At 64.9% G+C, this 23,722-nt stretch carries 26 protein-coding genes and 1 other RNA gene; 21 read left to right on the top strand and 6 right to left on the bottom strand.

Going from position 1 to position 23,722, the window contains the following annotated elements; genetic code table 11:
* Nucleotides 1-96 precede the first annotated feature (96 nt).
* From adk to PVZ72_RS22615, 7 genes are all read left to right on the top strand, one after another.
* Entirely contained in the window at nt 97-744 is a 648-nt protein-coding gene (gene adk / locus PVZ72_RS22645) for an adenylate kinase (RefSeq protein ID WP_133862967.1), read from the top strand.
* A gap of 137 nt (nt 745-881) precedes the next feature.
* Entirely contained in the window at nt 882-1,565 is a 684-nt protein-coding gene (gene tsaB, locus PVZ72_RS22640) for a tRNA (adenosine(37)-N6)-threonylcarbamoyltransferase complex dimerization subunit type 1 TsaB (RefSeq protein ID WP_273863059.1), read from the top strand.
* Between the two features lie 137 nt (nt 1,566-1,702).
* Nucleotides 1,703-2,062, top strand: coding sequence for a hypothetical protein (locus PVZ72_RS22635; RefSeq protein WP_273863058.1), 360 nt, complete (start codon nt 1,703-1,705; stop codon nt 2,060-2,062).
* Nucleotides 2,062-2,919: a DUF72 domain-containing protein gene (locus PVZ72_RS22630; RefSeq protein ID WP_273863057.1), complete on the top strand. Its 858-nt coding sequence runs from the start codon at nt 2,062-2,064 to the stop codon at nt 2,917-2,919. Before PVZ72_RS22635 ends, PVZ72_RS22630 begins: the two co-directional genes overlap by 1 nt.
* Before the next feature lie 107 nt (nt 2,920-3,026).
* Entirely contained in the window at nt 3,027-3,728 is a 702-nt protein-coding gene (locus PVZ72_RS22625) for an extensin-like domain-containing protein (RefSeq protein ID WP_273863056.1), read from the top strand.
* Between the two features lie 31 nt (nt 3,729-3,759).
* Nucleotides 3,760-4,542 carry a class I SAM-dependent methyltransferase gene (locus PVZ72_RS22620; protein ID WP_273863055.1) on the top strand — a complete coding sequence of 261 codons (783 nt, stop codon included), beginning with the start codon at nt 3,760-3,762 and terminating at the stop codon, nt 4,540-4,542.
* Nucleotides 4,543-4,623: 81 nt separating this feature from the next.
* Nucleotides 4,624-4,694, top strand: a non-coding RNA gene (locus tag PVZ72_RS22615) — sX9 sRNA.
* Nucleotides 4,695-4,756: 62 nt separating this feature from the next.
* Here the strand turns inward: PVZ72_RS22615 and PVZ72_RS22610 are convergent.
* From PVZ72_RS22610 to PVZ72_RS22600, 3 genes are read right to left on the bottom strand one after another with little or no spacing between them, the layout of a single operon-like run.
* Nucleotides 4,757-6,265 (bottom strand): tripartite tricarboxylate transporter permease, encoded by a 1,509-nt coding sequence (locus PVZ72_RS22610; RefSeq protein ID WP_273863054.1) that lies wholly within the window; start codon nt 6,263-6,265, stop codon nt 4,757-4,759.
* A 1-nt stretch (nt 6,266) separates the two neighbouring features.
* Nucleotides 6,267-6,725, bottom strand: a complete 459-nt coding sequence (locus PVZ72_RS22605; protein WP_017640135.1) for a tripartite tricarboxylate transporter TctB family protein — start codon at nt 6,723-6,725, stop codon at nt 6,267-6,269.
* Between the two features lie 49 nt (nt 6,726-6,774).
* On the bottom strand, nt 6,775-7,755 hold the full coding sequence (locus PVZ72_RS22600; RefSeq protein ID WP_133862960.1) for a Bug family tripartite tricarboxylate transporter substrate binding protein: 981 nt from the start codon (nt 7,753-7,755) through the stop codon (nt 6,775-6,777).
* A 330-nt stretch (nt 7,756-8,085) separates the two neighbouring features.
* On the opposite strand from PVZ72_RS22600, the gene PVZ72_RS22595 reads away from it, so the two are divergent.
* The gene (locus tag PVZ72_RS22595; RefSeq protein ID WP_059313739.1) at nt 8,086-8,757 is read left to right on the top strand and encodes a response regulator; all 672 of its coding nucleotides are present in this window, start codon (nt 8,086-8,088) and stop codon (nt 8,755-8,757) included.
* Nucleotides 8,750-10,153 (top strand): sensor histidine kinase, encoded by a 1,404-nt coding sequence (locus tag PVZ72_RS22590; protein ID WP_273863053.1) that lies wholly within the window; start codon nt 8,750-8,752, stop codon nt 10,151-10,153. Before PVZ72_RS22595 ends, PVZ72_RS22590 begins: the two co-directional genes overlap by 8 nt.
* Nucleotide 10,154: 1 nt before the next feature.
* Here PVZ72_RS22590 and PVZ72_RS22585 read toward each other — a convergent pair whose 3' ends face one another.
* Together PVZ72_RS22585 and ygfZ are read right to left on the bottom strand one after the other, a co-directional pair.
* Nucleotides 10,155-10,982, bottom strand: a complete 828-nt coding sequence (locus PVZ72_RS22585; protein ID WP_273863052.1) for an HDOD domain-containing protein — start codon at nt 10,980-10,982, stop codon at nt 10,155-10,157.
* Nucleotides 10,983-11,022: 40 nt separating this feature from the next.
* On the bottom strand, nt 11,023-11,940 hold the full coding sequence (gene ygfZ / locus PVZ72_RS22580) for a CAF17-like 4Fe-4S cluster assembly/insertion protein YgfZ (protein ID WP_273863051.1): 918 nt from the start codon (nt 11,938-11,940) through the stop codon (nt 11,023-11,025).
* A gap of 122 nt (nt 11,941-12,062) precedes the next feature.
* On the opposite strand from ygfZ, the gene PVZ72_RS22575 reads away from it, so the two are divergent.
* Both PVZ72_RS22575 and PVZ72_RS22570 read left to right on the top strand, forming a co-directional pair.
* Complete coding sequence (locus PVZ72_RS22575) at nt 12,063-12,320, top strand: FAD assembly factor SdhE (protein WP_133862956.1); 258 nt, start codon at nt 12,063-12,065, stop codon at nt 12,318-12,320.
* Nucleotides 12,304-12,756, top strand: a complete 453-nt coding sequence (locus tag PVZ72_RS22570) for a protein YgfX (protein WP_273863050.1) — start codon at nt 12,304-12,306, stop codon at nt 12,754-12,756. Before PVZ72_RS22575 ends, PVZ72_RS22570 begins: the two co-directional genes overlap by 17 nt.
* Here the strand turns inward: PVZ72_RS22570 and nadB are convergent.
* Nucleotides 12,713-14,335, bottom strand: a complete 1,623-nt coding sequence (nadB, locus tag PVZ72_RS22565; protein ID WP_273863049.1) for an L-aspartate oxidase — start codon at nt 14,333-14,335, stop codon at nt 12,713-12,715. The genes PVZ72_RS22570 and nadB overlap by 44 nt on opposite strands.
* Before the next feature lie 331 nt (nt 14,336-14,666).
* Here nadB and rpoE point away from each other — a divergent pair, with 331 nt between their 5' ends.
* From rpoE to pdxJ, 10 genes are all read left to right on the top strand, one after another.
* Complete coding sequence (rpoE, locus tag PVZ72_RS22560; RefSeq protein ID WP_026083736.1) at nt 14,667-15,248, top strand: RNA polymerase sigma factor RpoE; 582 nt, start codon at nt 14,667-14,669, stop codon at nt 15,246-15,248.
* A gap of 33 nt (nt 15,249-15,281) precedes the next feature.
* Nucleotides 15,282-15,812, top strand: a complete 531-nt coding sequence (locus PVZ72_RS22555) for a sigma-E factor negative regulatory protein (protein ID WP_187978492.1) — start codon at nt 15,282-15,284, stop codon at nt 15,810-15,812.
* A gap of 222 nt (nt 15,813-16,034) precedes the next feature.
* A complete protein-coding gene (locus PVZ72_RS22550) occupies nt 16,035-17,459 on the top strand; it encodes a DegQ family serine endoprotease (RefSeq protein WP_273863048.1) in 1,425 nt (474 codons plus the stop codon).
* 147 nt (nt 17,460-17,606) lie between these two features.
* Nucleotides 17,607-19,406, top strand: coding sequence for a translation elongation factor 4 (gene lepA, locus PVZ72_RS22545; RefSeq protein ID WP_187978494.1), 1,800 nt, complete (start codon nt 17,607-17,609; stop codon nt 19,404-19,406).
* 5 nt (nt 19,407-19,411) lie between these two features.
* On the top strand, nt 19,412-20,266 hold the full coding sequence (lepB, locus tag PVZ72_RS22540) for a signal peptidase I (RefSeq protein WP_133862950.1): 855 nt from the start codon (nt 19,412-19,414) through the stop codon (nt 20,264-20,266).
* Complete coding sequence (locus PVZ72_RS22535) at nt 20,263-20,658, top strand: DUF4845 domain-containing protein (RefSeq protein WP_133862949.1); 396 nt, start codon at nt 20,263-20,265, stop codon at nt 20,656-20,658. Before lepB ends, PVZ72_RS22535 begins: the two co-directional genes overlap by 4 nt.
* Nucleotides 20,655-21,344, top strand: a complete 690-nt coding sequence (rnc, locus tag PVZ72_RS22530; protein WP_133862948.1) for a ribonuclease III — start codon at nt 20,655-20,657, stop codon at nt 21,342-21,344. Before PVZ72_RS22535 ends, rnc begins: the two co-directional genes overlap by 4 nt.
* A complete protein-coding gene (era, locus tag PVZ72_RS22525) occupies nt 21,337-22,242 on the top strand; it encodes a GTPase Era (RefSeq protein ID WP_133862947.1) in 906 nt (301 codons plus the stop codon). The genes rnc and era overlap by 8 nt, the downstream gene beginning before the upstream one ends.
* A 2-nt stretch (nt 22,243-22,244) precedes the next feature.
* Entirely contained in the window at nt 22,245-22,928 is a 684-nt protein-coding gene (gene recO, locus PVZ72_RS22520; protein ID WP_187978495.1) for a DNA repair protein RecO, read from the top strand.
* 3 nt (nt 22,929-22,931) lie between these two features.
* The gene (pdxJ, locus tag PVZ72_RS22515) at nt 22,932-23,672 is read left to right on the top strand and encodes a pyridoxine 5'-phosphate synthase (protein WP_273863047.1); all 741 of its coding nucleotides are present in this window, start codon (nt 22,932-22,934) and stop codon (nt 23,670-23,672) included.
* The last annotated feature ends 50 nt before the right edge of the window (nt 23,673-23,722 follow it).

Raw genomic sequence — 23,722 nt, 5'->3', positions numbered from 1 at the left:
GGTTGGTCCCTTTGGCCGTCTCGTGTCGTCGACAACAATCATCGCGACAGCGCCCCGCGCGGGCTGCCAGTCCGAGACCATTCTAAGGAGCAACAGATGCGCGTAATCCTGCTGGGAGCGCCCGGTGCCGGCAAAGGTACTCAGGCCCGGTTCATCACTGAGAAATTCGGCATTCCGCAGGTTTCCACCGGCGACATGCTGCGTGCCGCGGTCAAGGCCGGCACGCCCCTGGGCCTGCAGGTCAAGGACATCATGGACAACGGTGGCCTGGTCTCCGACGAGATCATCATCGCCCTGATCAGCGAACGCATCCTCGACGCCGATTGCGCCAAGGGTTTCCTGTTCGACGGCTTCCCGCGCACCATTCCCCAGGCCGAGGCCCTCGAAGCCGCAGGCGTCAAGATCGACCACGTGCTGGAAATCGCCGTCGACGACGAGGAAATCGTCCAGCGCCTTTCCGGTCGCCGCGTGCACCCGGGTTCGGGCCGCGTCTATCACGTCGAGCACAATCCGCCGAAGGTCGCCGACACCGACGATCTGACCGGCGAGCCGCTGGTACAGCGCGAAGACGACCGCGAAGCCACCATTCGCAAGCGTCTGGACCTCTATCATTCCCAGACCAAGCCGCTGGTGGACTTCTACCAGAAGCTGGGCGCCGCCCAGGGCACGCCGAAGTGCAGCCGCATCGAGGGCGTGGGTTCGGTGGATGCCATCACCGCTAAGGTGCTGCAGGCCCTGAACTAAACGCCGGTAACGGCCGCCTGTGCCTGCAGGCGGTCCGGTCAAGGCGCCGTCCTGGCGTCATGACCGATGGGCGGGTCCCCGCGCGTCCCGTCTTCCTCTAGAATGCGCAGCCTTTTTCCTCGTCGCGGATTCGCCCCATGTCCATCCTGCTCGCCCTCGATACCGCCACCGAAGCCTGTTCGGTCGCCTTGCATCTGGGCGACGAGATCATCCATCGCTACGAGATCGCGCCACGTCTGCATGCCCAGCGGGTCCTGCCCATGGTGCAGGAGCTGTTGGCCGAGACCGGTCTGAGTCTGACGCAGGTGGACGCCATCGCCTTCGGTCGCGGTCCGGGCGCCTTCACCGGCGTGCGCATCGCCATCGGCGTGGTGCAGGGCCTGGCCTTCGGTCTGGAGCGACCGGTGTTGCCGGTGTCGAATCTGGCGATCATCGCCCAGCGCGCCTGGCGCGAGCGTGGCGTGACCCAGGTGGCCGCGGCCATTGATGCGCGCATGGACGAGGTCTACTGGGGCTGCTATCACCTCGCCGACGACGCCATGGTGCTGGCAGGAACGGAAGCCGTGCTGGCCCCCGAAGCCGTCGTCCTGCCGGCTGCCGCCACCGGCGACTGGTTCGGTGCCGGCACCGGCTGGGGTTACGGCGATCGCATGGCTGTGCCCCTGATCGAGCGGGATGCCAGCCTGTTGCCCCATGCGCAGGATCTGGCGGTGCTGGCGGCCTCGGCCTGGCAGCGCGGCGAAGCCGTGTCGGCCGAATCCGAAGCGGCGCAACCCGTCTATCTGCGTGATCGGGTCGCCACTCCCAAGCAGTCGGTCTGACGTCAGGAAACCCGACGTAATAGTCTGACGTCCAAGCTGTATATGCCGCTCGTCCGCCGGTCGCGACGGGCGTCTGGCCGTTGATTGTCATAGCTTTCGACCCTACTTAGAGTAGTGCCATCCGTTCGGGACCTGCCATGCGCATTGACAGCGGCTATTCCTCCTCTGCTTATCCCCTGAATCGTTCCTCGCGCGCGGTCACGCCCGTACGCGAGGTGGCGAAGGACGAGGACGCCCGTCAGAACGCCATCGCCCGCGAGGCCACGGGTAATTCCCGGTACGACGTCGCGCCCGTCCGCCGCGTCGAGGCGACCGCGGCAACCGATACCGGCAACGGCGGTGGCAATGGCCTGGTGCTCAGCGAGCGGGAAGGGCGCTTCGCCAGTCAGCTCACCGCGCGTGCGCAACAGGCGCTGGCCAGCTACGGCAGCACCGCCGCCCTCGGTGCCGAGGCGGACGGCTCCTCCAGCGTCGTGGGCCTCGATCTCTACGCCTGATGCTGCCGTACTTTCTCGGCTGCCCTTCCTGGAACGACAACGCCTGGCGTGAAAGCCTCTACCACGGCCTGCGCCCGGGAGATTTCCTGCCGCGCTACGCCCAGGTGTTCAATGCCGTGGAAGGCAATACCACCTTCTATGCCTGGCCCGCGGCGGACACCATCCGCCGCTGGGCCGAGCTGATGCCTGCCGACTTTCGCTTCTGCGCCAAGTTTCCCCGCGACATCAGCCATGCCGAGGATCTGCGCGTGCAACTCGCCAGCGCACGCACCTTTCTCGACTTGCTGGCGCCCCTTGGCGAGCGCGCCAGTCCGTTGTGGCTGCAGTTGCCCGCCGGCTTCGGGCCCGATCGGCTCAAGGAACTGCAGGTCTTTCTCTCGGCCATGGCGCCGCGTTGCGCCCTGGCCGTGGAGGTCCGGCACCTGGCCTTTTTCGACAAGGGCGAGTCCGAGCGGGCCTTGAACCGCCTGCTCATGGACCTGGGCGTGGAGCGCGTCGGCCTGGATTCGGCTGCCCTGTTCAGCGCCGATCCGAGCGAGCCGGCCGTGCGCCTGGCCCAGGCCAAGAAGCCGCGGGTACCGGCGCGTGCCCTGGCATTCAGCGAGCATCCCCAGGTGCGCTTCATCGGCCGCCTGGAGCTCGCTGCCAACGACTATTACCTGGCCAAGTGGGTCACCCGGGTAGCCGACTGGATCGAGGCGGGCAAGGTGCCCTATGTCTTCCTGCATACCCCGGACAACCGCCAGGCGCCCGAGCTGGCCCTGAGATTCCACGCCCAGCTGCGCGAGCGCCTGTCCGGCTTGCCCGCATTGCCCGAGTTGAGCACCGCTGATACCGAACAACTCGGCCTGCTCTAGTCCGCGCCGTCCACCGCGATACGTTTGGCGACGTTTTCGCCGGCATTCCCGTGGTCCGCTCCGGTCAGATGAAGTCTCTCGCTTGACGATCCTCTTCGGCGCGCCGCATGAAAGCCAGACACCTGCTCGGTCTCGTCATCCTGCTCTATGGCGGTCTGCACACCGCCTTCGACCAGGGCTGGCTGCGCATTCCGCCTGCCTACAACCCCTGGGCGCCGCTGGACATCCAGGCACCCACCACTGCCGTCACCCGACTCAAGCTCTGGCGCCTGCAGGCCGATGCCGACTATTGCGCGGCGTCCCTGGCCACCTCGGCGCTCAACTATCGCGAATTACGTGGCAATGCCGGTTCGGCCGACTGCCCGCTGGAGCGGACGGTGCGCATCCAGCGCGGCGAAGGGGTGAGACTCAGCGGCAGCTTCCTCGCCAGCTGTCCCCTGGCCGTCAGCTTCGCGCTGTTCGAGCGGCAGGGCCTGCAGCCGGCGGCCGAAGCCGTCTATGGCCAGCGGGTGGCCGAGGTGGAGCACTACGGCAGCTTTGCCTGCCGCAACATCTATGGCCGCGCCAGCGGCCGGCGCAGTCAGCACGCCACGGCCAACGCCCTGGACATCGCCGGACTGCGCCTGGCCGATGGCCGCCGCATCAGCGTGGCACGGGACTGGAAGGGCGATCCCCAGGCCCAACGCTTCTTGCGGCTGGTACGCGATGGGGCTTGCCGGTCCTTCAATACCACCCTGGGACCGGACTACAACGCGGCGCACCGCGATCATTTCCATGTCGACATGGGTGGCTTTCGCGTCTGCCGGTAGAATGGCCGGTCCTTTCGCCAGCGAGTCGCCCATGTCCACCGCCCGCCCCGCGCTTATCGTCGAAGCCCTGGAACCCGCCTTCACCGAGGCCGCCGCTGCCTGGGCCGCGCGCCTTGACCTGCCCCTGGGCACCGCCACGACCGAGGAATTCGCCCTGCAGGTCGGTATTCAGGGCCTGCAACTGGTGCAGCGCGGCCCGGAGGCACCGGGTCCGGTACGGGTGGACTTCGTCGAGGGCGCGGCGGCGCACAGGCGCAAGTTCGGCGGTGGCGCCGGCCAGATGATCGCCAAGGCCATCGGAGTCGGACCCGGCGTGCGCCCGCGCGTGCTCGACGCCACCGCGGGTCTGGGCCGCGACGCCTTCGTGCTGGCGACCCTGGGCTGCACGGTGACGCTGGTCGAGCGCCAGCCGCTGATCGCCGCCCTGCTCGAAGACGGCCTTGCCCGCGCCGCGCGGGATCATGAAGCGGCCGGCATCGCCGCCCTGATGACCCTGGTGCAGGCCGACTCCACCGCCTACCTGCAGGGCGGGGAGGGCGAGGCGCCCGAAGTGATCTATCTGGATCCCATGTTCCCCCATCGCGACAAGAGCGCTCTGGTGAAGAAGGAAATGCGCCTGTTCCGCCCGCTGGTGGGCGATGACCTGGACGCCCCGGCGTTGCTCGCCGCGGCCCTGGCCCGCGCCAGCCACCGGGTGGTGGTCAAGCGCCCGCGCAAGGCGCCGGCCATCGAGGGGGTGAAACCGGGCTATGTGCTGGAGGGCAAGTCCAGCCGCTATGACATCTATCCGAAGAAGAGCTTCAAGTCCTCCTAGAGCAGCTAACAACCCTACTGCGCGTCCGCCAGACGGGCGCGTGCAGTGCTCGGAATCCTCATGTATCCCCCATACACTCGTACGCGAGCCCGATGCGGTTCCTGCGCGCCGCGCGCACCCGCCTGACAGCCGCTCGCTACGTTTTTTTAGCCGCCCTGAACGAAAACGCCCGCGGGCGGAAGGACTCCGGCCGCGGGCGCTGGTGTCACCGACTTCAGACGGTCGCGGGCTTGGGCGCGCGACGCTTGCGCCAGACCCGGTAGAAGGGCAGGGCCACCATCAGGATGCAGACGATCCAGATGACCTGGCTGATGCCGCTCTGCCAGAGAATGCCCACTTCGCCGTTGGAGATCGACAGTGCGCGTCTCAGGCTGGTCTCCATCAGCTCGCCGAGGATGAAGCCCAGCAGCAGCGGCGAGAGGGGGAAGTCCAGCTTGCGCATGATGTAGCCGAAGATGCCCACGCAGACCATCAGCACCAGATCGAAGGTGGTGGCGTGCACCGCGTAGACGCCAATGCCGGTGATGATGGCGATGGCCGGGGCCAGCGACCAGTTCGGTACATCGAGGATCTTGGTGAACATCTTCACCATAGGCACGTTGAGGATGAGCAGCATCACGTTGGCGATGAACAGCGAAGCGATCAGGCCCCACACCAGATTCGGCTCGTTCTGGAACAGCAGCGGGCCGGGGGTGATGTTGTACAGGGTCAGGGCGCCGATCATCACCGCGGTGGTGCCCGAGCCGGGGATGCCCAGGGTCAGCATGGGAATCATGTTGCCGCACACCGCCGCGCCGATGGCGGTTTCCGGCGCGGCCAGGCCACGCAGGTCACCTTTGCCGAACTTGCCATCGGCACCCGCCAGACGCTTCTCGGTGGTGTAGGCCAGGGCGCTGGCCAGGGTCGCGCCAGCACCTGGCAGGACGCCGATGATGAAGCCGCTCACCGAACTGCGCATGTTGACCATGAATACGCTGCGGGCTTCGCGCACGTTGAACAGCATGCGCCCGGTGGCCTTGACCGCGACCTGGCCATGATGGGTCTGCTCCAGCAGCAGGAGCAGTTCGCTCACCGAGAACAGCCCCAGCACCAGGATCACGAAGTCGATGCCGTCGGCCAGATGCACGTTGTCGAAGGTGAAGCGATAGACGCCGCTGTTGGCATCGATGCCCACGGAGGCGATGGCCAGGCCGAAGAGCGCGGCGACCAGGGTCTTGACCGGCTTCTCGGCGGCCATGCCGGAGAGGCTGAGGATGGCCAGGGCCATCAGCGCGAAGTATTCCGCCGGACCGAAGGCGATCGCCCACTTGGCCAGCAGCGGCGAGAACAGCACCATGCCGCAGGTGGCGATGAAGGCGCCGATGAAGGAGCTCCAGGCCGACAGCGACAGGGCCACGCCCGCCATCCCTTGCCGTGCCAGCGGATAGCCGTCCAGACAGGTCATCATGGTCGCGGCTTCGCCGGGGATGTTCAGCAGGATCGAAGAGATCCGGCCGCCGTATTCGCAGCCCAGATAGACCGCCGCCAGCAGGATCAGCGACGTCTCCGGCGGCAGGCCCAGGGCGAAGGCCACCGGGATCAGCAGGGCGATGCCGTTGATCGGCCCGAGACCCGGCAGCAGACCCACCACGGTGCCGATCAGGGTGCCGATCAGCGCCACGATCAGGTTGGTCGGCGTCATGGCGACGCCAAAGCCCTGCATCAGAAAATTCAAGGTTTCCATGTCAGCCTTCCAGGAATTCCAGCACGCCAAGGGGTAGGGGGACTTCCATCACCCGGTCGAACAGCACATAGAGACTTACCGAGAGCAGCAGGCTGACCAGGGCACAGGGCATCAGGCGACCGCCATAGAGCAGGCCGCACAGGGTGGCGGTAAGGAAGGCGCTCAAGGGGAAGCCCAGCGGCTGGAAGGTCAGGGCGTAGCCCAGCAGGATGACGCAGCAGGCCACCACCTTGCGCAGCGACGAGGCGTCCAGCGGCTTCTGATCTTCGCCATCGCCGATTGGCGTGGGGCGAATGATCAGATAGGCGAGGCCCAGGCTCATCAGCCCGAACATCAGCATCGGATAGGCCCGCGGACCGACCGGCTCGTAGGAGAAGGGCGCCTGGTAATCCCGGGCGATGAACAGCATGACGAGTCCGGCCACCAGCCAGACCGCCATGAAGGCGCGTTGGAAGATCATGTCGACATCCTCGAAGGCGCCCGGAGGGGCGCCAGGGGCGGGGGCTCTGTTACTGGATCAGGCCGAATTCCTTGGCCATGCCGCGATAGCGCGCGACTTCCTTTTGCACATAGGCGTCCAGTTCGGAACCGGTCATGGCGAAGGGGAAGAGCTCGCGCTGATCACGCAGCTTGGCGAAGTCGTCGGACGCCAGCAGCTTGTCGAAGCTGGCTTTCCACCAGTTGTACTGCTCGTCGGTGACCTTCGGGCCGACATAGAAGCCGCGAACCACCGGCCAGACGATGTCGTAGCCCTGCTCACGTGCGGTGGGGATGTCCTTCATCGCCGGTTCGTCGAAACGCTGCTCGGCGAAGACCGCCAGGAGGCGCATGTTGCCGGCCTCGACATGGGGCATGGAGTCGGAGATGTCGGTGCTGCCGACCTGGATGTGGCCGCCCAGCAGCGCGGTGGCGATCTCGCCGCCACCTTCCAGGGCCACGTAGCGCAGGTCCTTGGGATTGATGCCGGCGGCCTTGGCGATCAGCGCCGTCTGCATCCAGTCCTGGCTGCCCACGGTGCCGCCGGAACCTATGACCACCTTGCTCGGATCCTTCTTCAGCGCCTCGACCAGATCACCCAGGGTCTTGTAGGGCGAATCGGCCTTGACCGCGATGGCACCGTAGCTGGCACCCACCGCCGCCAGCCAGCGCACGGCCTTCTCGTCGAAGCGACCGAACTTGCCCTGGGCCAGGTTCAGCAGCGAACCGCTGGAGAAGGCGACGATGGTGTCGCCATCCGCCGGACGCTGAGCCACCACGGTGTTGTAGGCCACCGCGCCGACGCCGCCGGGCATGTAGGTTACGCGCATGGGCCTGTCCAGCAGCTTGGCTTCCACCAGGCCGCTCTGGGCCAGCTTGCAGGTCAGGTCGAAGCCACCGCCCGGGGAAGCCGGAGCGATGCATTCGGGACGCTTGGGTTCGGCCATGGCCTGGGCGGACAGCAGCACGGAGGCGGCCAGGGTCAGGGTGAGGGTGCGCAAGGTAGTGCTCATCGACGTCTTCCTTTTGTTGTTATTTCAGAAGCTGACAGGCGGACACGGCTCAGGCTCGCCAGGGCGGCGATCGTTCGGAGAGGTAGCACGGGAGCACGTGGAGCTGCGCGAGGGCGAGCATGGATGTCGTTCCGCTTGTTATTGTTGTTGGCCAACCAGGGGTGGCGCTTGGGCAAGCATCATGCGGTTCTGGGACCGCTACCTTTCACTCTAGACCGCCAAGCTTTCAACAGCCTTTCAGTCGTGAAAGGCAACGAATGTGCGTGGCGGGCAACGGGTCAAGGGGCCACTATCCGGTAAACTCGGGCCTTTTAGGCAGGAGCTGTCAGCGTGCGCATCCTACTGGTCGAAGATCATCCGCCTCTGGCCGAAAGTGTCGCCCAGGCGCTCAAAAGTGCCGGGCTCAACGTCGATCTGCTCAACGATGGCGTGGCCGCCGACCTGGCCCTACAAAGCGAAAGCTATGCCCTGGCCATTCTCGACGTCGGCCTGCCGCGCATGGACGGCTTCGAGGTGCTGGCGCGCCTGCGCGAGCGCGGCGATCGCCTGCCGGTGCTGATGCTCACCGCCCGGGGCGAGGTCAAGGACCGGGTGCAGGGCCTCAATCTTGGCGCCGACGACTACCTGGCCAAGCCCTTCGAACTCACCGAGCTGGAAGCCCGGGTCAAGGCCCTGCTGCGCCGCAGCGTGCTGGGCGGCGATCGCCAGCAGCGCTGCGGTCCGCTGATCTACGACCTCAATACCTCGCGCTTCACCCTGGGCGAGGAGGCGCTGTCGCTCACCTCCCGCGAGCACGCCGTGCTGGCTGCGCTGATCGCCCGTCCCGGACGGGTCATGAGCAAGGAGCAACTCGCCGCCCAGGTCTTCGGCCTGGACGAAGAGGCCAGTCCCGAGGCCATCGAGATCTATGTCCACCGCCTGCGCAAGAAGCTGGAAGCCGGCGCGGTACGCATCGTCACCTTCCGCGGCCTGGGCTATCTGCTGGAAGAACAGCATGGCTGAAGTGGCGAAGGCGGCGGGCAGCCTGCGTGGCCGCCTGCTGCTGCGAATGGTCATCCTGCTTGCGGTGATCCTGGCGATCAGCAGTCTGGCGGCCTATCTCAATGGCCGGCGCCTGGCCGACGTGGCCTATGACCGGACGCTGCTGGCTTCGGCCCGGACCATCGCCGCAGGCCTGTCGGCGTCCAACGGCACCCTGCGCGCCGATGTGCCCTACATCGCCCTGGACAATTTCGCCTACGACAACGTGGGGCGCATCTTCTACCAGGTGCTGGATACCCGTGGCCGGCTGATCTCCGGCTACGAAGAGATCCCGCCCCCGCCGCCGGGCGCCCCCCTGACCCGCGACTATCCGGCCCTGGCGCGCTTCTACAACAGCACCTATCGCGGCAAGGACGTGCGGGTGGTCAGCCTGGCCCAGCCGGTCAGCCAGCCGGATCTCACCGGCATGGCCGAGATCCGCGTCGCTGAGACCGCCGAAGCTCGCGAGGAGGTGGCCCGCAGTCTGCTCACCGACACCCTGATCCGCCTCGGGCTGATGGGGCTGGGTGCCATCCTGCTGGTGTGGATGGCGGTCGGCGCCGCCCTGCGACCGCTGGAGCGCCTGCGCCAGGCCGTGGAAGAGCGTGGGGTGGACGACCTGCGCCCGCTGCCCGAGGTGCGGGCGCCCCAGGAACTGCTGCCCTTGGTGCATGCCCTGGAGGGCTTCACCCTGCGCCTGCGCCGGCTGTTCGAGCGCCAGGCCGACTTCATCGCCAACGCCGCCCACGAATTGCGCACCCCGCTGGCGGCGATCAAGGCGCGAGTCGAACTGGGCCTGCGTGAACGCGAGCCCCAGGCCTGGTACGCCACCCTGGAAGAGACCCGCGCGAGCACCGATCGCCTGGCGCGCCTGGCCAACCAGCTGCTGTCGCTGGCACGCATCGAGAGCGGCGCCCAGGCCATCGCCGAGGGTGGCGCCGAACGGCTGGAGCTCAGCGAACTGGCCAGGGAGCTGGCCATGGCGCTGGCGCCGCTGACCCATGCCAAGGGCGTCGCCCTGGCCTTCGAGCCCTTCGCCAAGGCGCCGGTGATCGGTGAGCCGACGCTGCTCAACGAGCTGCTCTGCAACCTGGTAGAAAACGCCCTGGCCCACAGCCAGCCAGGTGGCAACATCGTGGTGCGGGTGCTGGCGCCGGCGGTGCTGGAAGTCGAGGATGACGGTCCCGGCATTCCGGCCAATGCGCGGGTCAAGGTGTTCGAGCGCTTTCAGCGCCTGGATCCGCAGTCCGGGGGCGCCGGTCTGGGGTTGGCCATCGTCGGGGAGATCTGCGCCGCCCACCGCGCGCGTATCCAGTTGCTGGACGGCGCGCTTGGCGGGCTACGGGTGCGGGTCGAATTTCCCGCCGAGGACGTCTAGGTCAGCCGAGCAGGGTGCGCGACTGTTCCACCGCGTCCCAGAAGGCTGGATCCTTGGCTGGGTCGGGCTGATTGTTCAGCCCCAGGCGGATGGCGGCAGGCAGCGTCTGGATCGAACCTTCCTGACCCTGGCGCTGGGCATGCAACTGAGTGGCGATCTGCACGATGTCGGCGTAGTCGGCCGTCGCGGGCTGACGCTCCAGCGCCAGGTACTCGCGCGGCACGCAGGCGATGTCCGCGGGAAAATCCCAGACCTTGAGGATGCGTTCGCCAATCTGCGAATGAATGCGTGCCGTCACCTGGTCGAGGGTGATGGCGTTGGCCAGCAGGTCTTCCTGCTCTTCGGCATAGGTCAGGATCGGCAGCACGCCGATCTGGTGCACCAGGCCGGCGAGCAGGGCGCGGTCGGCCATCAGGCGCGTGTACTTCTTGCACAGCGCATGGCTGATGGCGGCGATCTCGGTGCCCTGGCTCCAGACCTCGCGCATCTTGCGATCCACGGCGTCGCTGGTGGCCTGGAACATCTGCTGCATGGCCAGGCCCGTGGCCAGGTTCGCCGTGTAGTTGATGCCCAGGCGCCCGACCGCCATCTGCAGGTCGGTGATCTCCTTGCTGGTGCGCAGCAGCGGGCTGTTGACCACCTTGATCAGGCGCGCGGTCAGGGCGGCGTCCATGGCGATCACCCGGCTCAGCTCGGCGACACCCACGTTGGGGTCTTCGGCCGCTTCTCTGACCTTCAGCGCCACCTCGGGAAGGGTGGGCAGCACCACGCGATCCGTGTCTATCGCGTGCAGAAGATCCTGGACAACTTTTTCGGCAAGAGGAGTCATGACGTACCTGTGTGAGGAGCGGAAAAGGCGATCCCAACCTTCAGCGCTTTATTTCACGATCGCTATCGAGTGAGTAGGGCAAATCGAGTAAACGGCAGTTTGGCCCGCCCGAGCTGCCCACCGAGACGCGTCCATCCTCGGCGGCATCGCCCTGCAGCACCGCCAGGAATTCGCAGCCCTCGGCGCTAGACGCGGCGAGCACCACCTCGCCCACGCTGCTGCCATGCACCGGCGAGAACAGCTCGGTACCCACGGCGGGGGGCTGGTCGCTGCCGGCGAGCCGATAGAGGCGCCGCTTGAGCTTGCCCAGGTACTGCATACGCGCGACGATCTCCTGGCCGGTGTAGCAGCCCTTGCGAAAGCTCACGCCATCCAGCGCCTGCAGATTGATCATCTGCGGGACGAACAGCTCGCGGGTCGCGCCGAACACCTGGCCCACGCCGGCCCGCACCTGGGCCAGCAGCCACTCATCGAGCGCGACCTCCGGCAAGGCTGGCGCCGCTGCGTCCACGGCGCGCCAGGTCTCGACCCGGCCATCCTCCAGCCGCAGGGCGAAGCCGCCATCGAGCGGTGCCACGGCATTGGCCTGGTCACCCAGCACGACGTCGGGATAGGCGCTGGCGAAGCCGGCGGCAGAGAGCCCCAGGCGTTGCCAGTGGCTGCTTTCATCGGTCAGCGTCGACTTGGAGAAGACCGCATACTTCTTCAGATCGGTCAGCAAGGGCTCGACCAGCTCCGCGGCCATCGCCAGCAGATAGCCGTCGGCCTGCTTGACGATGCGGAAGCTGGACACCAGGCGCCCCTTGGGCGTGCAGCGACCCCCCAGGCCGGCCTGGTCGTCAGCGAGATAGTTGAGGTTGCAGGTCACCTGCCCCTGGAGAAACTTGGTCGCATCGACCCCGCGGAGGGCCAGGACGCCTTCGTGGGTCAAGCGGCAGAAATACGGCGAGTCGGCCATTGCGGCAGCAGCTCCGTGTCGAGTGAAGCCGCTCATCATAGGCGTGCCCGGGGTGAATGTCAGGCGCACTGCGCGGCGGGGCGCTTCGGGCTTATACTGCGCCGATTGTCGCAGGAGTCCCCATGAGTACCGAAGCTACCGAACTCAACAGATTGTACTGGCACAGCCGTCGCGGCATGCTGGAACTGGATGTATTGCTGGTGCCCTTCGTCAAGGAGGTCTATTCCTCCCTGGGCGCGGAAGACCAGGCGCGCTATCGCAAGCTGCTCGAGTGCGAGGATCAGGACATGTTCCACTGGTTCATGCAGCGTGGCGAACCGGAAGACGCCGATCTGCAGCTCATCGTGCGCATGATCCTGGACCGTGTCCAGCCGGCTTGAGCCCCTCGAATGCCGCTGGAGCGCCTCTGCCGGCCTCCTGCGGCTGCACGCCTTGGCCGCCTTCGGCGCGGGGATCTGCCCCTGGCTGGCGGCCATTCCCTGGACGCTCAAGCCCCTGCTGACGCTGCTGGTGCTCTGGTCTTGGCAGCGCGTGCGCCAGCGCCAGCTCCAGCAGCGCTACCCGGGCGTGCCACGGCGGCTGCGGCATGGCGCCGAGGGTTGGCAGCTCTGGTCGCCAGCGACCGGTTGGCAGGCCATCCAGGTGCGCCCTGACAGCCTGGCCCTGGCGCGGTTGGTGGTGCTGCGTTATCGGGTGCCGGACGAAAGACGCACCCGCAGTCTCTGCATCGCGCGCGACAGCCTCACCGCGGACGCCCATCGCCGCCTGAGAGTCAGGCTTCGCTTCGCGCCGCGTCGGTTCGCGGCACCAGAATAGTGTCCCGGGCCGTGCTGGCGAGCTGCGGATAGTCCAGGGTGAAGTGCAGGCCGCGACTCTCCTGACGGGCGAGGGCGCTCTCGATGATCAACTCCGCGACCTGCGCCAGGTTGCGCAACTCGATCAGATCGCGACTCACTCTATAGTTGCTGTAGAACTCGTCGATCTCGTCCATCAGCAGCCGAATCCGATGGCGGGCGCGCACCAGTCGCTTGGAGGTGCGCACGATGCCGACGTAGTCCCACATGAAGCGCCGCAGCTCGTCCCAGTTGTGCGCGATCACCACGTCCTCGTCCGAGTCCGTCACCTGGCTGGCATCCCAGTCGGGCAGGTCACACGGCATGGCGATCTCGGCTTCTTGCGCCTGAATGTCCAGTGCCGCCGAGCGCGCATAGACGAAGCACTCCAGCAATGAATTGCTGGCCATGCGATTGGCGCCATGCAGACCGGTACAGCTGGTTTCGCCGATGGCGTAGAGACCGGCCAGATCCGAGCGCCCGTGCTCATCGACGCGCACCCCGCCACAGGTGTAGTGCGCGGCCGGTACCACGGGGATCGGATCGCGGGTAATGTCGATGCCCAGTTCCAGGCAGCGGCGATAGACCGTCGGGAAGTGCTCCTGCACGAAGTCCGCCGGCTTGTGGCTGATGTCGAGAAAGACGCAGTCGATGCCCAGGCGCTTCATCTCGTGATCGATGGCCCGCGCCACCACGTCGCGCGGTGCCAGGTCGGCGCGGGGGTCGAAGCGCGGCATGAAACGCTCGCCATCGGGCAGGCGCAATACGGCCCCCTCGCCACGCAGGGCTTCGGTGATCAGGAAGCTCCGCGCATGGGGGTGATAGAGGCAGGTAGGATGGAACTGGTTGAATTCCAGATTGGCTACCGAGCAGCCGGCGCGCCAGGCCATGGCGATGCCGTCACCGCTGGCGCTGTCCTGGTTGGTGCTATAGAGGTAGGCCTTGCTGGCGCCACCAGTGGCCAGCACCGTGAAACGCGCGTGCAGGGTATCCACCTGGTCGCTGGTGCGGTCGAGCACATAGGCGCCCAGGCAGTGCGTACCCGGCCGGCCGAGTTTTTCCGTGGTGATCAGATCCACCGCCACGCGCTGGCTGAGCAGCTGGATATTGGGACGGCCTTCCGCGGTCCGCAGCAGGGTGTCGAAGATCGCCATGCCGGTGGCATCGGCGGCGTGAATGATGCGTCTGTGGCTGTGGCCGCCTTCCCGGGTCAGGTGAAAGCCCAGGCCACCCTTGGCGCCGTCCTGCTCGCGGGTGAAGGGTACGCCCTGGTCGATCAGCCACTGCATGGCCTCGCGGCTGTGCTCGACGGTGAAGCGCACAGCGGCTTCGTCACACAGCCCGGCGCCCGCGACTAGGGTATCCTGCACGTGCGCCTCGACGGTATCGCCCTCGTCCAGCACGGCGGCGACACCCCCCTGCGCCCAGTAGGTCGAGCCATGCGCCAACTCGCCCTTGCTCAGCACCGCGATCGACAGCGTCGCGGGCAGATTGAGCGCAAGCGTCAGGCCTGCGGCGCCACTGCCGATTACCAGGACATCGAATTCCAGATGACGCGCCATGACGTTTCCTTCTCACCGAGACGGCGAGTATAGGAACACGGCGACTGACGGCATAGCCATCGATGGCAAGGGGGCAGGGAACTCGCGGGCGTCAAACGGGGTCTATGTACAGATAATCGCTCATCCGTGCGGCCGGAGTGCCTGGACGAGAATGGGCCATCTGCCAAAGCTAAATCAGTGATACCCAGGAGCGATTAGCAGCCATTTCAGTGCTCGCTCATCAACTGCTGTGGAGGGGAGAAACTTCGTGCAACAGCCCAGTCTAGCAGCGCGCGTCGATAGTGAAGGCAAGGACGATACCGAGCTGCAAGCCAAGGATAGCAAGCAAGTCCTGCCCACTCAGGAGCAGGATCAACAACTGGTCGAGCGCGTACAGCGCGGCGACAAGCGTGCCTTTGACCTGCTGGTGCTCAAGTATCAGCACAAGATTCTCGGTCTGATCGTGCGTTTCGTCCACGATACCCAGGAAGCCCAGGACGTCGCTCAGGAGGCTTTTATCAAAGCCTATCGTGCCCTCGGGAACTTCCGTGGCGATAGTGCTTTCTACACCTGGCTCTATCGCATCGCCATCAACACGGCAAAGAACCATCTGGTTGCCCGGGGTCGTCGTCCACCGGATAGCGACGTCAGTGCCGAAGATGCGGAATTTTATGAAGGCGACCATGCTCTAAAGGATATCGAGTCCCCGGAGCGGTCCCTTTTGCGGGATGAGATCGAGGCCACCGTGCATCGGACCATCCAGCAACTCCCGGAAGATCTGCGCACCGCGCTGACTCTTCGCGAGTTCGAAGGCCTCAGCTACGAGGACATTGCCAATGTTATGCAATGTCCGGTGGGAACGGTCCGGTCCCGGATTTTCCGGGCTCGGGAAGCGATAGACAAAGCATTGCAGCCCCTGCTGCGTGATGCATAGACAGCGGCGACAGCTTTTAGAGAGGTAATACGTATGAGTCGTGAAGCCCTGCTGGAATCCCTGTCCGCTGTTATGGATAACGAAGCGGACGAATTCGAAACCCGGCGCGTCATCGCCGAGGTCAGCAAGGACCCGGAATTGCGCGCCACCTGGTCGCGCTACGCCATGGTCAGCGCCGTGATTCGCGGTGAGCCCATGCTGCCGAATCTGGATATCGCCAAAGGCGTCACCACCACGCTGGAGCGTGATGAGGTCGCCACAGCGCCAGTAGCAGCACCTGTTGCCGCTCAGGCGAGCAAGGGTCGTTGGTCGAGCCTGGGTCGTGTCGCGGTCGCTGCGTCCGTGACCTTCGCCGTACTGGCGGGCGTGCGGATGTACAACCAGTCCGACGTCTCCACCCAGGGTCTGGCCCAGCAGGCGCCGAGCCAGCTGACCGTGCCACAACCCGCACGTAGCCCGGCTGTATTGGCCAGCTTCAGCGAAGAAAGCACCAAGGCCAACGCCCAGGTCAAGGCTGATCAGCCTGCAGCAGGTGAAAAGCAGGACGCTCCTGCCCAGCGCTGATCCGCTGGCTTCACCTCGAAACGGCGCCCGGAGCCCAGCTCCAGGCGCCGTTTTTTTTGCCCTGGAGATTTTCGACCAGGTCGCAAAAAAGCTTCGAAAGCTATCGTTCAGCAAGGGCGTGGTATTTCTGCTGCCAGTCGTCACTGACAGTGCCTCCGATCCCGGAAAGGCAGGTCGCCAGCGATGTGTTCAAGTCATTGGATAGAGTGGAGCTGCATGCGCATGCGCAATCTAAAGCATTACACGGCTGCCCTGATGGGGCTCTGGCTGATGGGAATGACGGCCATGGCCCGGGCCGATCTGCCGGATTTCACCGGGCTGGTCGAGGCGGCATCTCCCGCGGTCGTCAACATCAGCACCCGGCAGAAAATTGCCGAAGGTCGCGGCGCCGGCGCCATGACCATGCCCGACCTGGAAGGCCTGCCACCGGGTATCCGTGAATTCTTCGAGCGCAGCATTCCGCAGATGCCGCGCAGTCCCCGGGGCAAGCAGGAGCAGGCCCAGTCGCTGGGTTCCGGCTTCATCATCTCGCCCGATGGCTACATCCTGACCAACAATCATGTGGTCGCCGATGCCGACGAGATCCTGGTGCGCCTGTCCGACCGCAGCGACCATACCGCCAAACTGATCGGCGCGGATCCCCGCACCGACGTGGCCCTGCTGAAGATCGACGCCAAGGACCTGCCTACCCTCAAGCTGGGCAACTCCGACCAGCTCAAAGTGGGTGAATGGGTGCTGGCCATCGGCTCACCCTTCGGCTTCGATCATTCGGTCACCGCCGGCATTGTCAGCGCCAAGGGTCGCAGCCTGCCCAATGAAAGCTACGTCCCCTTCATCCAGACCGACGTAGCCATCAACCCGGGCAACTCCGGCGGCCCCCTGTTCAACCTCAAGGGGGAAGTGGTCGGGATCAACTCGCAGATCTTCACCCGCTCCGGGGGCTTCATGGGGCTGTCCTTCGCCATCCCGATCGACGTCGCCATGAACGTGGCCAACCAGCTCAAGACCGAAGGCAAGGTCAGTCGCGGCTGGCTCGGCGTGGTCATCCAGGAAGTGGACAAGGACCTTGCCGAATCCTTCGGCCTGGATCGTCCGGCGGGTGCCCTGGTCGCCCAGACCCTGGACGACGGTCCCGCCGCCAAGAGCGGCATCAAGGTGGGTGACGTCATCCTCTCGGTCAATGGTCAGAAGATCGAGGAGTCCGCCGACCTGCCGCACCTGATCGGCAACCTCAAGCCGGGTGCCAAGGCCGACATGGAGATCATCCGCGAAGGCAAGCGGCAGAACCTCAGCGTCACCGTGGGCGACATGCCCAAGGATGACCAGGCCGCTTCCGGTGGCGAGCGTGGCTCCGACCGCGCCAGCAATCGCCTGGGCATCGCCGTCGCCAATCTGACGCCCGAGCAGAAGAAGACCCTGGATATCCAGGGCGGTGTGGTCATCAACAAGTTGAGTGGCGACGGTCCCGCTGCGGCCATCGGCCTGCGTCCGGGCGATGTCATCACCCACCTGAACAACCAGCCGATCGAATCGGCCCCGGCCTTCGAGAAGATCACCTCGGCGCTGCCGGCGGGTCGTTCCATCTCGATGCGCGTGGTGCGCGACGGTCGCGCCAGCTTCATCACCTTCAAGCTGCCGGGCAAGTAACGGCAAGGCAGGCGCGCAGGGGCGGGCGACCGCCCCTTCTTTTTGTCCGCTCGAACGGCGCGAGTCCCCTTGTTTGCCGCATTCAGGTAAACTCCCCCGCTATTTTCCCGGCGGATGTTCCGCCGCTGGCTATTCGAGTGCTGATTCGTGAGTGATCTGAGCCATATCCGCAATTTCTCCATCATCGCCCACATCGATCACGGCAAGTCGACGCTTGCGGATCGGTTCATCCAGATGTGTGGTGGTTTGAGCGACCGAGAAATGGAGGCCCAGGTCCTGGATTCCATGGATCTCGAGCGTGAGCGCGGCATCACCATCAAGGCCCACAGCGTTACGCTGTACTACAAGGCCGAAGATGGTAAGACCTACCAGCTCAACTTCATCGATACCCCTGGCCACGTCGACTTCACCTATGAAGTCAGCCGCTCGCTGGCCGCCTGCGAAGGCGCGCTGCTGGTGGTGGACGCGGGGCAGGGCGTGGAAGCCCAGTCGGTCGCCAACTGCTACACCGCCATCGAGCAGGGCCTCGAGGTCATGCCGGTGTTGAACAAGATGGATCTGCCCCAGGCCGATCCGGACAAGGTCAAGGCCGAGATCGAGCACATCATCGGCATCGATGCCACCGACGCCGTGCCCTGCAGTGCCAAGAGCGGCATGGGCGTACCCGAGGTGCTCGAACAACTGGTCAAGGTCATTCCGCCGCCGGAAGGCGAGATCGACGCACCGCTGCAGGCCCTGATCATCGACTCCTGGTTCGACAACTACCTGGGCGTCGTCTCGCTGGTGCGCGTCAAGCACGGTCGGGTCAAGAAGGGCGACAAGATCCTGGTCAAGTCCACCGGCAAGGTGCACCAGGTCGACAGCGTCGGTGTCTTCTCGCCCAAGCACACCGAGATGCCTGACCTGAAGGCTGGTGAAGTAGGCTTCATCATCGCCGGCATCAAGGAAATCCTCGGTGCTCCGGTCGGTGACACCCTGACCCTCAGCGCCACCCCTGACGTGGCCATGCTGCCGGGCTTCCAGCGGGTCAAGCCGCAGGTCTACGCCGGTCTGTTCCCGGTCAGCTCCGACGACTTCGAGGACTTCCGCGAAGCGCTGCAGAAGCTCACCCTCAACGACGCGGCCCTGCAATACGAGCCGGAAAGCTCCGAGGCCCTCGGCTTCGGCTTCCGCATCGGCTTCCTCGGCATGCTGCACATGGAGATCATCCAGGAGCGCCTGGAGCGCGAATATGATCTCGACCTCATCACCACGGCGCCGACCGTGGTCTTCGAGGTGGTGCTCAAGGATGGCAGCACCATCTATGTCGACAACCCCTCGAAACTGCCGGACCTGGCCTCCGTCGCCGAGATGCGCGAGCCCATCGTCCGCGCCAACATCCTGGTACCCCAGGAGCACCTGGGCAACGTCATCACCCTGTGCATTGAAAAGCGTGGCGTCCAGCGCGACATGCAGTTCCTCAGCAGCCAGGTGCAGGTCAGCTACGACCTGCCGATGAACGAGGTGGTACTGGACTTCTTCGACCGCCTGAAGTCGGTGAGTCGCGGCTATGCGTCGCTCGATTACAGCTTCGATCGCTTCGAGGCGGCCAGCCTGGTCAAGCTCGACGTCCTCATCAACGGCGAGAAGGTCGACGCCCTGGCCCTGATCGTCCATCGCGACAAGGCGCACTACAAGGGTCGCGCCCTGACCGAGAAGATGAAGGAGCTGATCCCGCGGCAGATGTTCGACGTGGCGATCCAGGCAGCCATTGGCGGTCAGATCGTCGCCCGCACCACCGTCAAGGCGCTGCGCAAGAACGTCCTGGCCAAATGCTATGGCGGTGACGTCTCCCGTAAGCGCAAGCTGCTGGAAAAGCAGAAGGCGGGCAAGAAACGCATGAAGCAGGTTGGTAGCGTAGAGATTCCTCAAGAGGCCTTCCTGGCCGTGCTCAAGGTGGATAGCTGAAGCCCATGTCCTGGAACTTCCCTCTGTTGCTGGTTCTCGCGGTCGCCGTCTGCGGCGCCCTGGCGCTCATCGATCTGCTGGTGCTCGCACCGCGTCGTCGCAAGGCGATCCAGACCTACGGGCAGCAGGTCAGCGAGCCTGATCCCGTGGTCCTGGAGCAGTTGAACAAGGAACCGGCGCTGGTCGAGTACGGGAAGTCCTTCTTTCCCGTCCTGGCCATCGTGCTGATCCTGAGATCCTTCCTGGTGGAGCCGTTCCAGATTCCTTCGGGCTCCATGAAGCCGACCCTGGAAGTGGGCGACTTCATCCTGGTGAACAAATTCGCCTACGGCATCCGCCTGCCGGTGATCGATCTCAAGGTCATCCCGATCGGTGATCCGCAGCGTGGCGACGTCATGGTGTTCCGCTATCCCAGCGATCCCAGCGTCAACTACATCAAGCGCGTGATCGGCGTGCCGGGCGATACCATCCGCTATACCAGCGACAAGCAGCTGTACATCAACGGCCAGCGCGTCAGCGAGGAGCTGGTAGGCGACGAGCCGGGTTCGCTGGGCAGCGTCAAGCTGTTCAAGGAACAACTGGGCAAGGCCGAACACCTGATCCGCGAAGAGATGACCCGCTACCGCATGGAGCCCGACCACGAGTGGAAGGTGCCGGCCGGTCACTACTTCATGATGGGTGACAACCGCGACAACTCCAACGACAGTCGCTACTGGGACGATCCCAACATTCCCCGTGATCTGCTGGGCATGGTTCCCGACCGCAACATCGTCGGCAAGGCCTTCGCCGTCTGGCTGAGCTGGCCGGAGCCCAAGCTGCAGAGCATGCCCACCCTGTCTCGCGTAGGTATCATCAGATGAATGAACGCAGAGTGCCCGGTCTCCCGTCGCGTCAGCAGGGTCTGTCGTTTCTCGGTGGTCTGCTCGGACTCTGCGTCATCGCCTTCCTGGCCAGCACGGCCATGAAACTCGTTCCGCATTACCTGGACTACAATGCTCTGACCAAGGTCATCGAATCCATCGGCGACAACCCCGATAACCAGATTCGCAGCGTGTCCGACGTCTACAGCTACGTGGGGAAGGGTATGCAGGTGAACGACATCCGTGATCTCGATCTGCAAAAGGCCATGCGCGTCGAAGCCGACGGCAACCACCTGCAGATCCACCTCGACTATGAAAAACGTGAACACCTGATCCGCAACATCGATCTGGTCGTTCGTTTCAATCGTGATTTCCGTATAAATCTCCCGTGACTTTATCTCTAGATCGCCTCGAGCGTCGGCTGGGTTATACCTTCCAGGACCCGGACCTGATGCTGCTCGCCCTCACGCACCGCAGCTTTGCCGGTCGCAACAACGAACGCCTGGAATTTCTCGGCGACGCCATCCTCAACTTCATCATTGGCGAAGCCCTCTACGATCACTTCCCCCAGGCCCGTGAAGGCCAGCTGTCCCGCTTGCGGGCCAAGCTGGTGAAAGGCGAGACCCTGGCGCTGCTGGCCCGCAGCTTCGAACTCGGTGACTACCTGCGCCTGGGTTCCGGTGAGCTGAAGAGCGGCGGCTTTCGTCGCGAATCCATTCTCGCCGATGCCATGGAAGCCCTGATCGGCGGCATCTATCTGGATGCCGGCATGGACGCGGCGAAAGACCGGGTCATGGCCTGGCTGGGTCCGCAACTGCGCGAGCTGACGCCGGTGGATACCAACAAGGATCCCAAGACGCGGCTGCAGGAGTTTCTCCAGGCGCGCGCCTGCGACCTGCCGCGCTACGAGGTGGTCGCCATCGAAGGAGAGCCCCATTGCCGGGTCTTCTTCGTCGAATGCGAGATCGCCATGCTCAACGAAAAGACGACGGGGCAGGGCGCCAGTCGCCGCATCGCCGAACAGATAGCGGCCTCGGCGGCCTTGATCGCCCTGGGCGTGGAGAATGGTCATGAATGATGAGCTGAAGGCATCGCGCTGCGGCTACGTAGCCATCGTGGGTCGCCCCAACGTTGGCAAGTCCACGCTGCTCAACCATATCCTGGGGCAGAAGCTGGCCATCACCTCGCGCAAGCCGCAGACCACCCGGCACAACATGCTTGGCATCAAGACCGAGGGTGAGGTCCAGACCATCTATGTGGATACCCCCGGTCTGCACAAGGAAAACCAGAAGGCGCTCAACCGCTTCATGAACAAGACGGCCGTCACCGCCCTGCGCGATGTGGACGTCGTGGTGTTCGTGGTCGATCGCACCCGCTGGACCGACGAAGACCAGATGGTGCTGGAGCGGGTGCGCTTCGTGAAGTGCCCGGTGCTGCTCGCCGTCAACAAGATGGATCGCCTGGAAGACAAGGCCGACATGCTGCCGCACCTGCAATGGCTGCAGGAGCAGTTGCCGGAAGCCGCGCTCATTCCGATCTCCGCCCAGCATGGCCACAATCTCGACGCCCTCGAAGAGCTGGTCGCCGAACGTCTGCCGGAAGGTGACCACTTCTTCCCCGAGGACCAGATCACCGACAGATCCAGCCGCTTTCTCGCGGCCGAGCTGATCCGGGAAAAGATCATGCGCCAGCTGGGGGCGGAGTTGCCCTATCAGGTCGCGGTCGAGATCGAGGAATTCAAGTACGACAACGGCGTGCTGCACATCCACGGCCTGATTCTGGTCGAGCGTGATGGCCAGAAGAAGATCCTCATCGGCCAGGCCGGCGAGCGCATCAAGCGGATCGGCCAGGAAGCCCGCCACGACATGGAAACCCTGTTCGACGCCAAGGTCATGCTCAACCTCTGGGTCAAGGTCAAAGGCGGCTGGTCCGATGACGAGCGTGCCCTGCGCTCTCTGGGTTATTCCGACCTCTAGCGATGCAGGCGTCCGAGCCGCTGTTCGTCCTGCATTCGCGCCCCTACCGGGAAAGCAGTGCGCTGGTGGATGTGTTCGGCGCCTTTGGCCGGGTCCGTACCGTATTGCGCGCGGCCCGCTCCCGCTCCGGAAGTCTGGCCAGACCCTTCATTCCGCTCGAAGCCCAGCTCAGCGGGCGAGGGGAGTTGAAGAATCTGCAGAAGGTGGCGGCCCTGGCGCCGCCCTTTCTGCTTCAGGGACAGGCCCTTTTCAGTGGCTTCTATCTCAACGAACTGCTGGTCCGGCTGCTACCCGCCGAAGATCCCTATCCCGCCCTCTTCGAACTCTATGGTCTGACCCTGGCCGCCCTGGTCCAGGGCCGTCCGGTCGAACCCCTGTTGCGTACCTTCGAATGGCGTCTGCTTGATCTGCTGGGCTACGGTTTTTCGCTGGCCCAGGCCCTGGATGGTCGGGCCATCGAAGCCCAGCGTCTCTATCGCTTCATTCCGGATCAGGGCTTCGAGCCCGTCGACGAGGTTCGCCCGGGCTGTCTGGCCGGCGCGGAAATCCTGGCACTGGATCGTGGCGAATGGGACGATCCCACGGTAGTCCGCGCTGCCAAGCGCCTGATGCGCCAGGCCCTGGCGCCGCACCTGGGCAGCAAACCCCTGATGAGTCGCGAATTGTTCGCCAAGCCAAGTGAATAAGCCATGAAAGAGTTCAGTCGTGTTCTGTTGGGCGTCAACATCGATCATGTCGCTACCCTGCGCCAGGCCCGGGGTACGAGATATCCGGATCCGGTCAAGGCAGCACTGGACGCCGAAGAGGCAGGGGCGGATGGCATCACCCTGCACCTGCGTGAGGACCGTCGCCATATCCAGGAACGGGATGTACGCCTGCTGCGCGAGCTCCTGCAGACCCGCATGAATCTCGAAGTCGCCCTAACCCCCGAGATGCTGGACTTCGCGCAGGAGATCCGTCCCGAGCACGTCTGCCTGGTGCCCGAGCGCCGGGAAGAGCTGACCACCGAAGGTGGTCTGGATGTCCTGGGGCAGGTCCAGCGCATCCGCACTGCCATTGCCGCGCTGCCCGCTTCGGAAGTGTCCCTCTTTATAGACCCGGATCTGCAGCAGATTCAGGCGGCCAAGGACTGCGGCGCCCCGGTGATCGAACTCCACACCGGTCGCTATGCCGAGGCAGACACCCAGCACGAGCAGACCCTGGAGCTGCAGCGCCTGGCCAAGGCCGTGGAATTCGCCACCGGCCTCGGGCTGGTGGTCAATGCCGGCCATGGCCTGCACTACCACAATGTTCAGCCGATCGCGGCCCTGCCAGGTATCAACGAGCTGAACATCGGTCACGCCATCGTCGCCCAGGCAGTCTTCGTCGGCTTCAAGCAGGCGGTCAGGGACATGGCCGAATTGATCCGCTGCAGCTCGGTCGTAAAATAACTGTTGACCTGTCCTGAAACTCCCCTATAATGCGCCCCACTTCCGGCGCA

The sequence above is a fragment of the Pseudomonas sp. LA5 genome, from assembly GCF_028640825.1.
Classification (GTDB): Bacteria; Pseudomonadota; Gammaproteobacteria; order Pseudomonadales; family Pseudomonadaceae; genus Chryseomonas; species Chryseomonas aestiva.
Note: the sequence above shows the minus strand (reverse complement) of the source record. Positions and strands in the feature narration are given on the sequence as shown.

Excerpts from the sequence above, each read along its gene's own strand:
- pdxJ (WP_273863047.1), top strand. The coding sequence starts at position 22,932 with ATGAAAGAGTTCAGTCGTGTTCTGTTGGGCGTCAACATCGATCATGTC.
- PVZ72_RS22575 (WP_133862956.1), top strand. The coding sequence starts at position 12,063 with ATGAGTACCGAAGCTACCGAACTCAACAGATTGTACTGGCACAGCCGT.
- PVZ72_RS22630 (WP_273863057.1), top strand. The coding sequence starts at position 2,062 with ATGCTGCCGTACTTTCTCGGCTGCCCTTCCTGGAACGACAACGCCTGG.
- recO (WP_187978495.1), top strand. The coding sequence starts at position 22,245 with ATGCAGGCGTCCGAGCCGCTGTTCGTCCTGCATTCGCGCCCCTACCGG.
- era (WP_133862947.1), top strand. The coding sequence starts at position 21,337 with ATGAATGATGAGCTGAAGGCATCGCGCTGCGGCTACGTAGCCATCGTG.
- PVZ72_RS22605 (WP_017640135.1), bottom strand. The coding sequence starts at position 6,725 with ATGATCTTCCAACGCGCCTTCATGGCGGTCTGGCTGGTGGCCGGACTC.
- PVZ72_RS22555 (WP_187978492.1), top strand. The coding sequence starts at position 15,282 with ATGAGTCGTGAAGCCCTGCTGGAATCCCTGTCCGCTGTTATGGATAAC.
- PVZ72_RS22620 (WP_273863055.1), top strand. The coding sequence starts at position 3,760 with ATGTCCACCGCCCGCCCCGCGCTTATCGTCGAAGCCCTGGAACCCGCC.
- lepB (WP_133862950.1), top strand. The coding sequence starts at position 19,412 with ATGTCCTGGAACTTCCCTCTGTTGCTGGTTCTCGCGGTCGCCGTCTGC.
- PVZ72_RS22635 (WP_273863058.1), top strand. The coding sequence starts at position 1,703 with ATGCGCATTGACAGCGGCTATTCCTCCTCTGCTTATCCCCTGAATCGT.
- ygfZ (WP_273863051.1), bottom strand. The coding sequence starts at position 11,940 with ATGGCCGACTCGCCGTATTTCTGCCGCTTGACCCACGAAGGCGTCCTG.
- PVZ72_RS22610 (WP_273863054.1), bottom strand. The coding sequence starts at position 6,265 with ATGGAAACCTTGAATTTTCTGATGCAGGGCTTTGGCGTCGCCATGACG.
- PVZ72_RS22625 (WP_273863056.1), top strand. The coding sequence starts at position 3,027 with ATGAAAGCCAGACACCTGCTCGGTCTCGTCATCCTGCTCTATGGCGGT.
- PVZ72_RS22600 (WP_133862960.1), bottom strand. The coding sequence starts at position 7,755 with ATGAGCACTACCTTGCGCACCCTCACCCTGACCCTGGCCGCCTCCGTG.
- PVZ72_RS22535 (WP_133862949.1), top strand. The coding sequence starts at position 20,263 with ATGAATGAACGCAGAGTGCCCGGTCTCCCGTCGCGTCAGCAGGGTCTG.
- PVZ72_RS22585 (WP_273863052.1), bottom strand. The coding sequence starts at position 10,982 with ATGACTCCTCTTGCCGAAAAAGTTGTCCAGGATCTTCTGCACGCGATA.
- nadB (WP_273863049.1), bottom strand. The coding sequence starts at position 14,335 with ATGGCGCGTCATCTGGAATTCGATGTCCTGGTAATCGGCAGTGGCGCC.
- adk (WP_133862967.1), top strand. The coding sequence starts at position 97 with ATGCGCGTAATCCTGCTGGGAGCGCCCGGTGCCGGCAAAGGTACTCAG.
- PVZ72_RS22550 (WP_273863048.1), top strand. The coding sequence starts at position 16,035 with ATGCGCAATCTAAAGCATTACACGGCTGCCCTGATGGGGCTCTGGCTG.
- PVZ72_RS22590 (WP_273863053.1), top strand. The coding sequence starts at position 8,750 with ATGGCTGAAGTGGCGAAGGCGGCGGGCAGCCTGCGTGGCCGCCTGCTG.
- tsaB (WP_273863059.1), top strand. The coding sequence starts at position 882 with ATGTCCATCCTGCTCGCCCTCGATACCGCCACCGAAGCCTGTTCGGTC.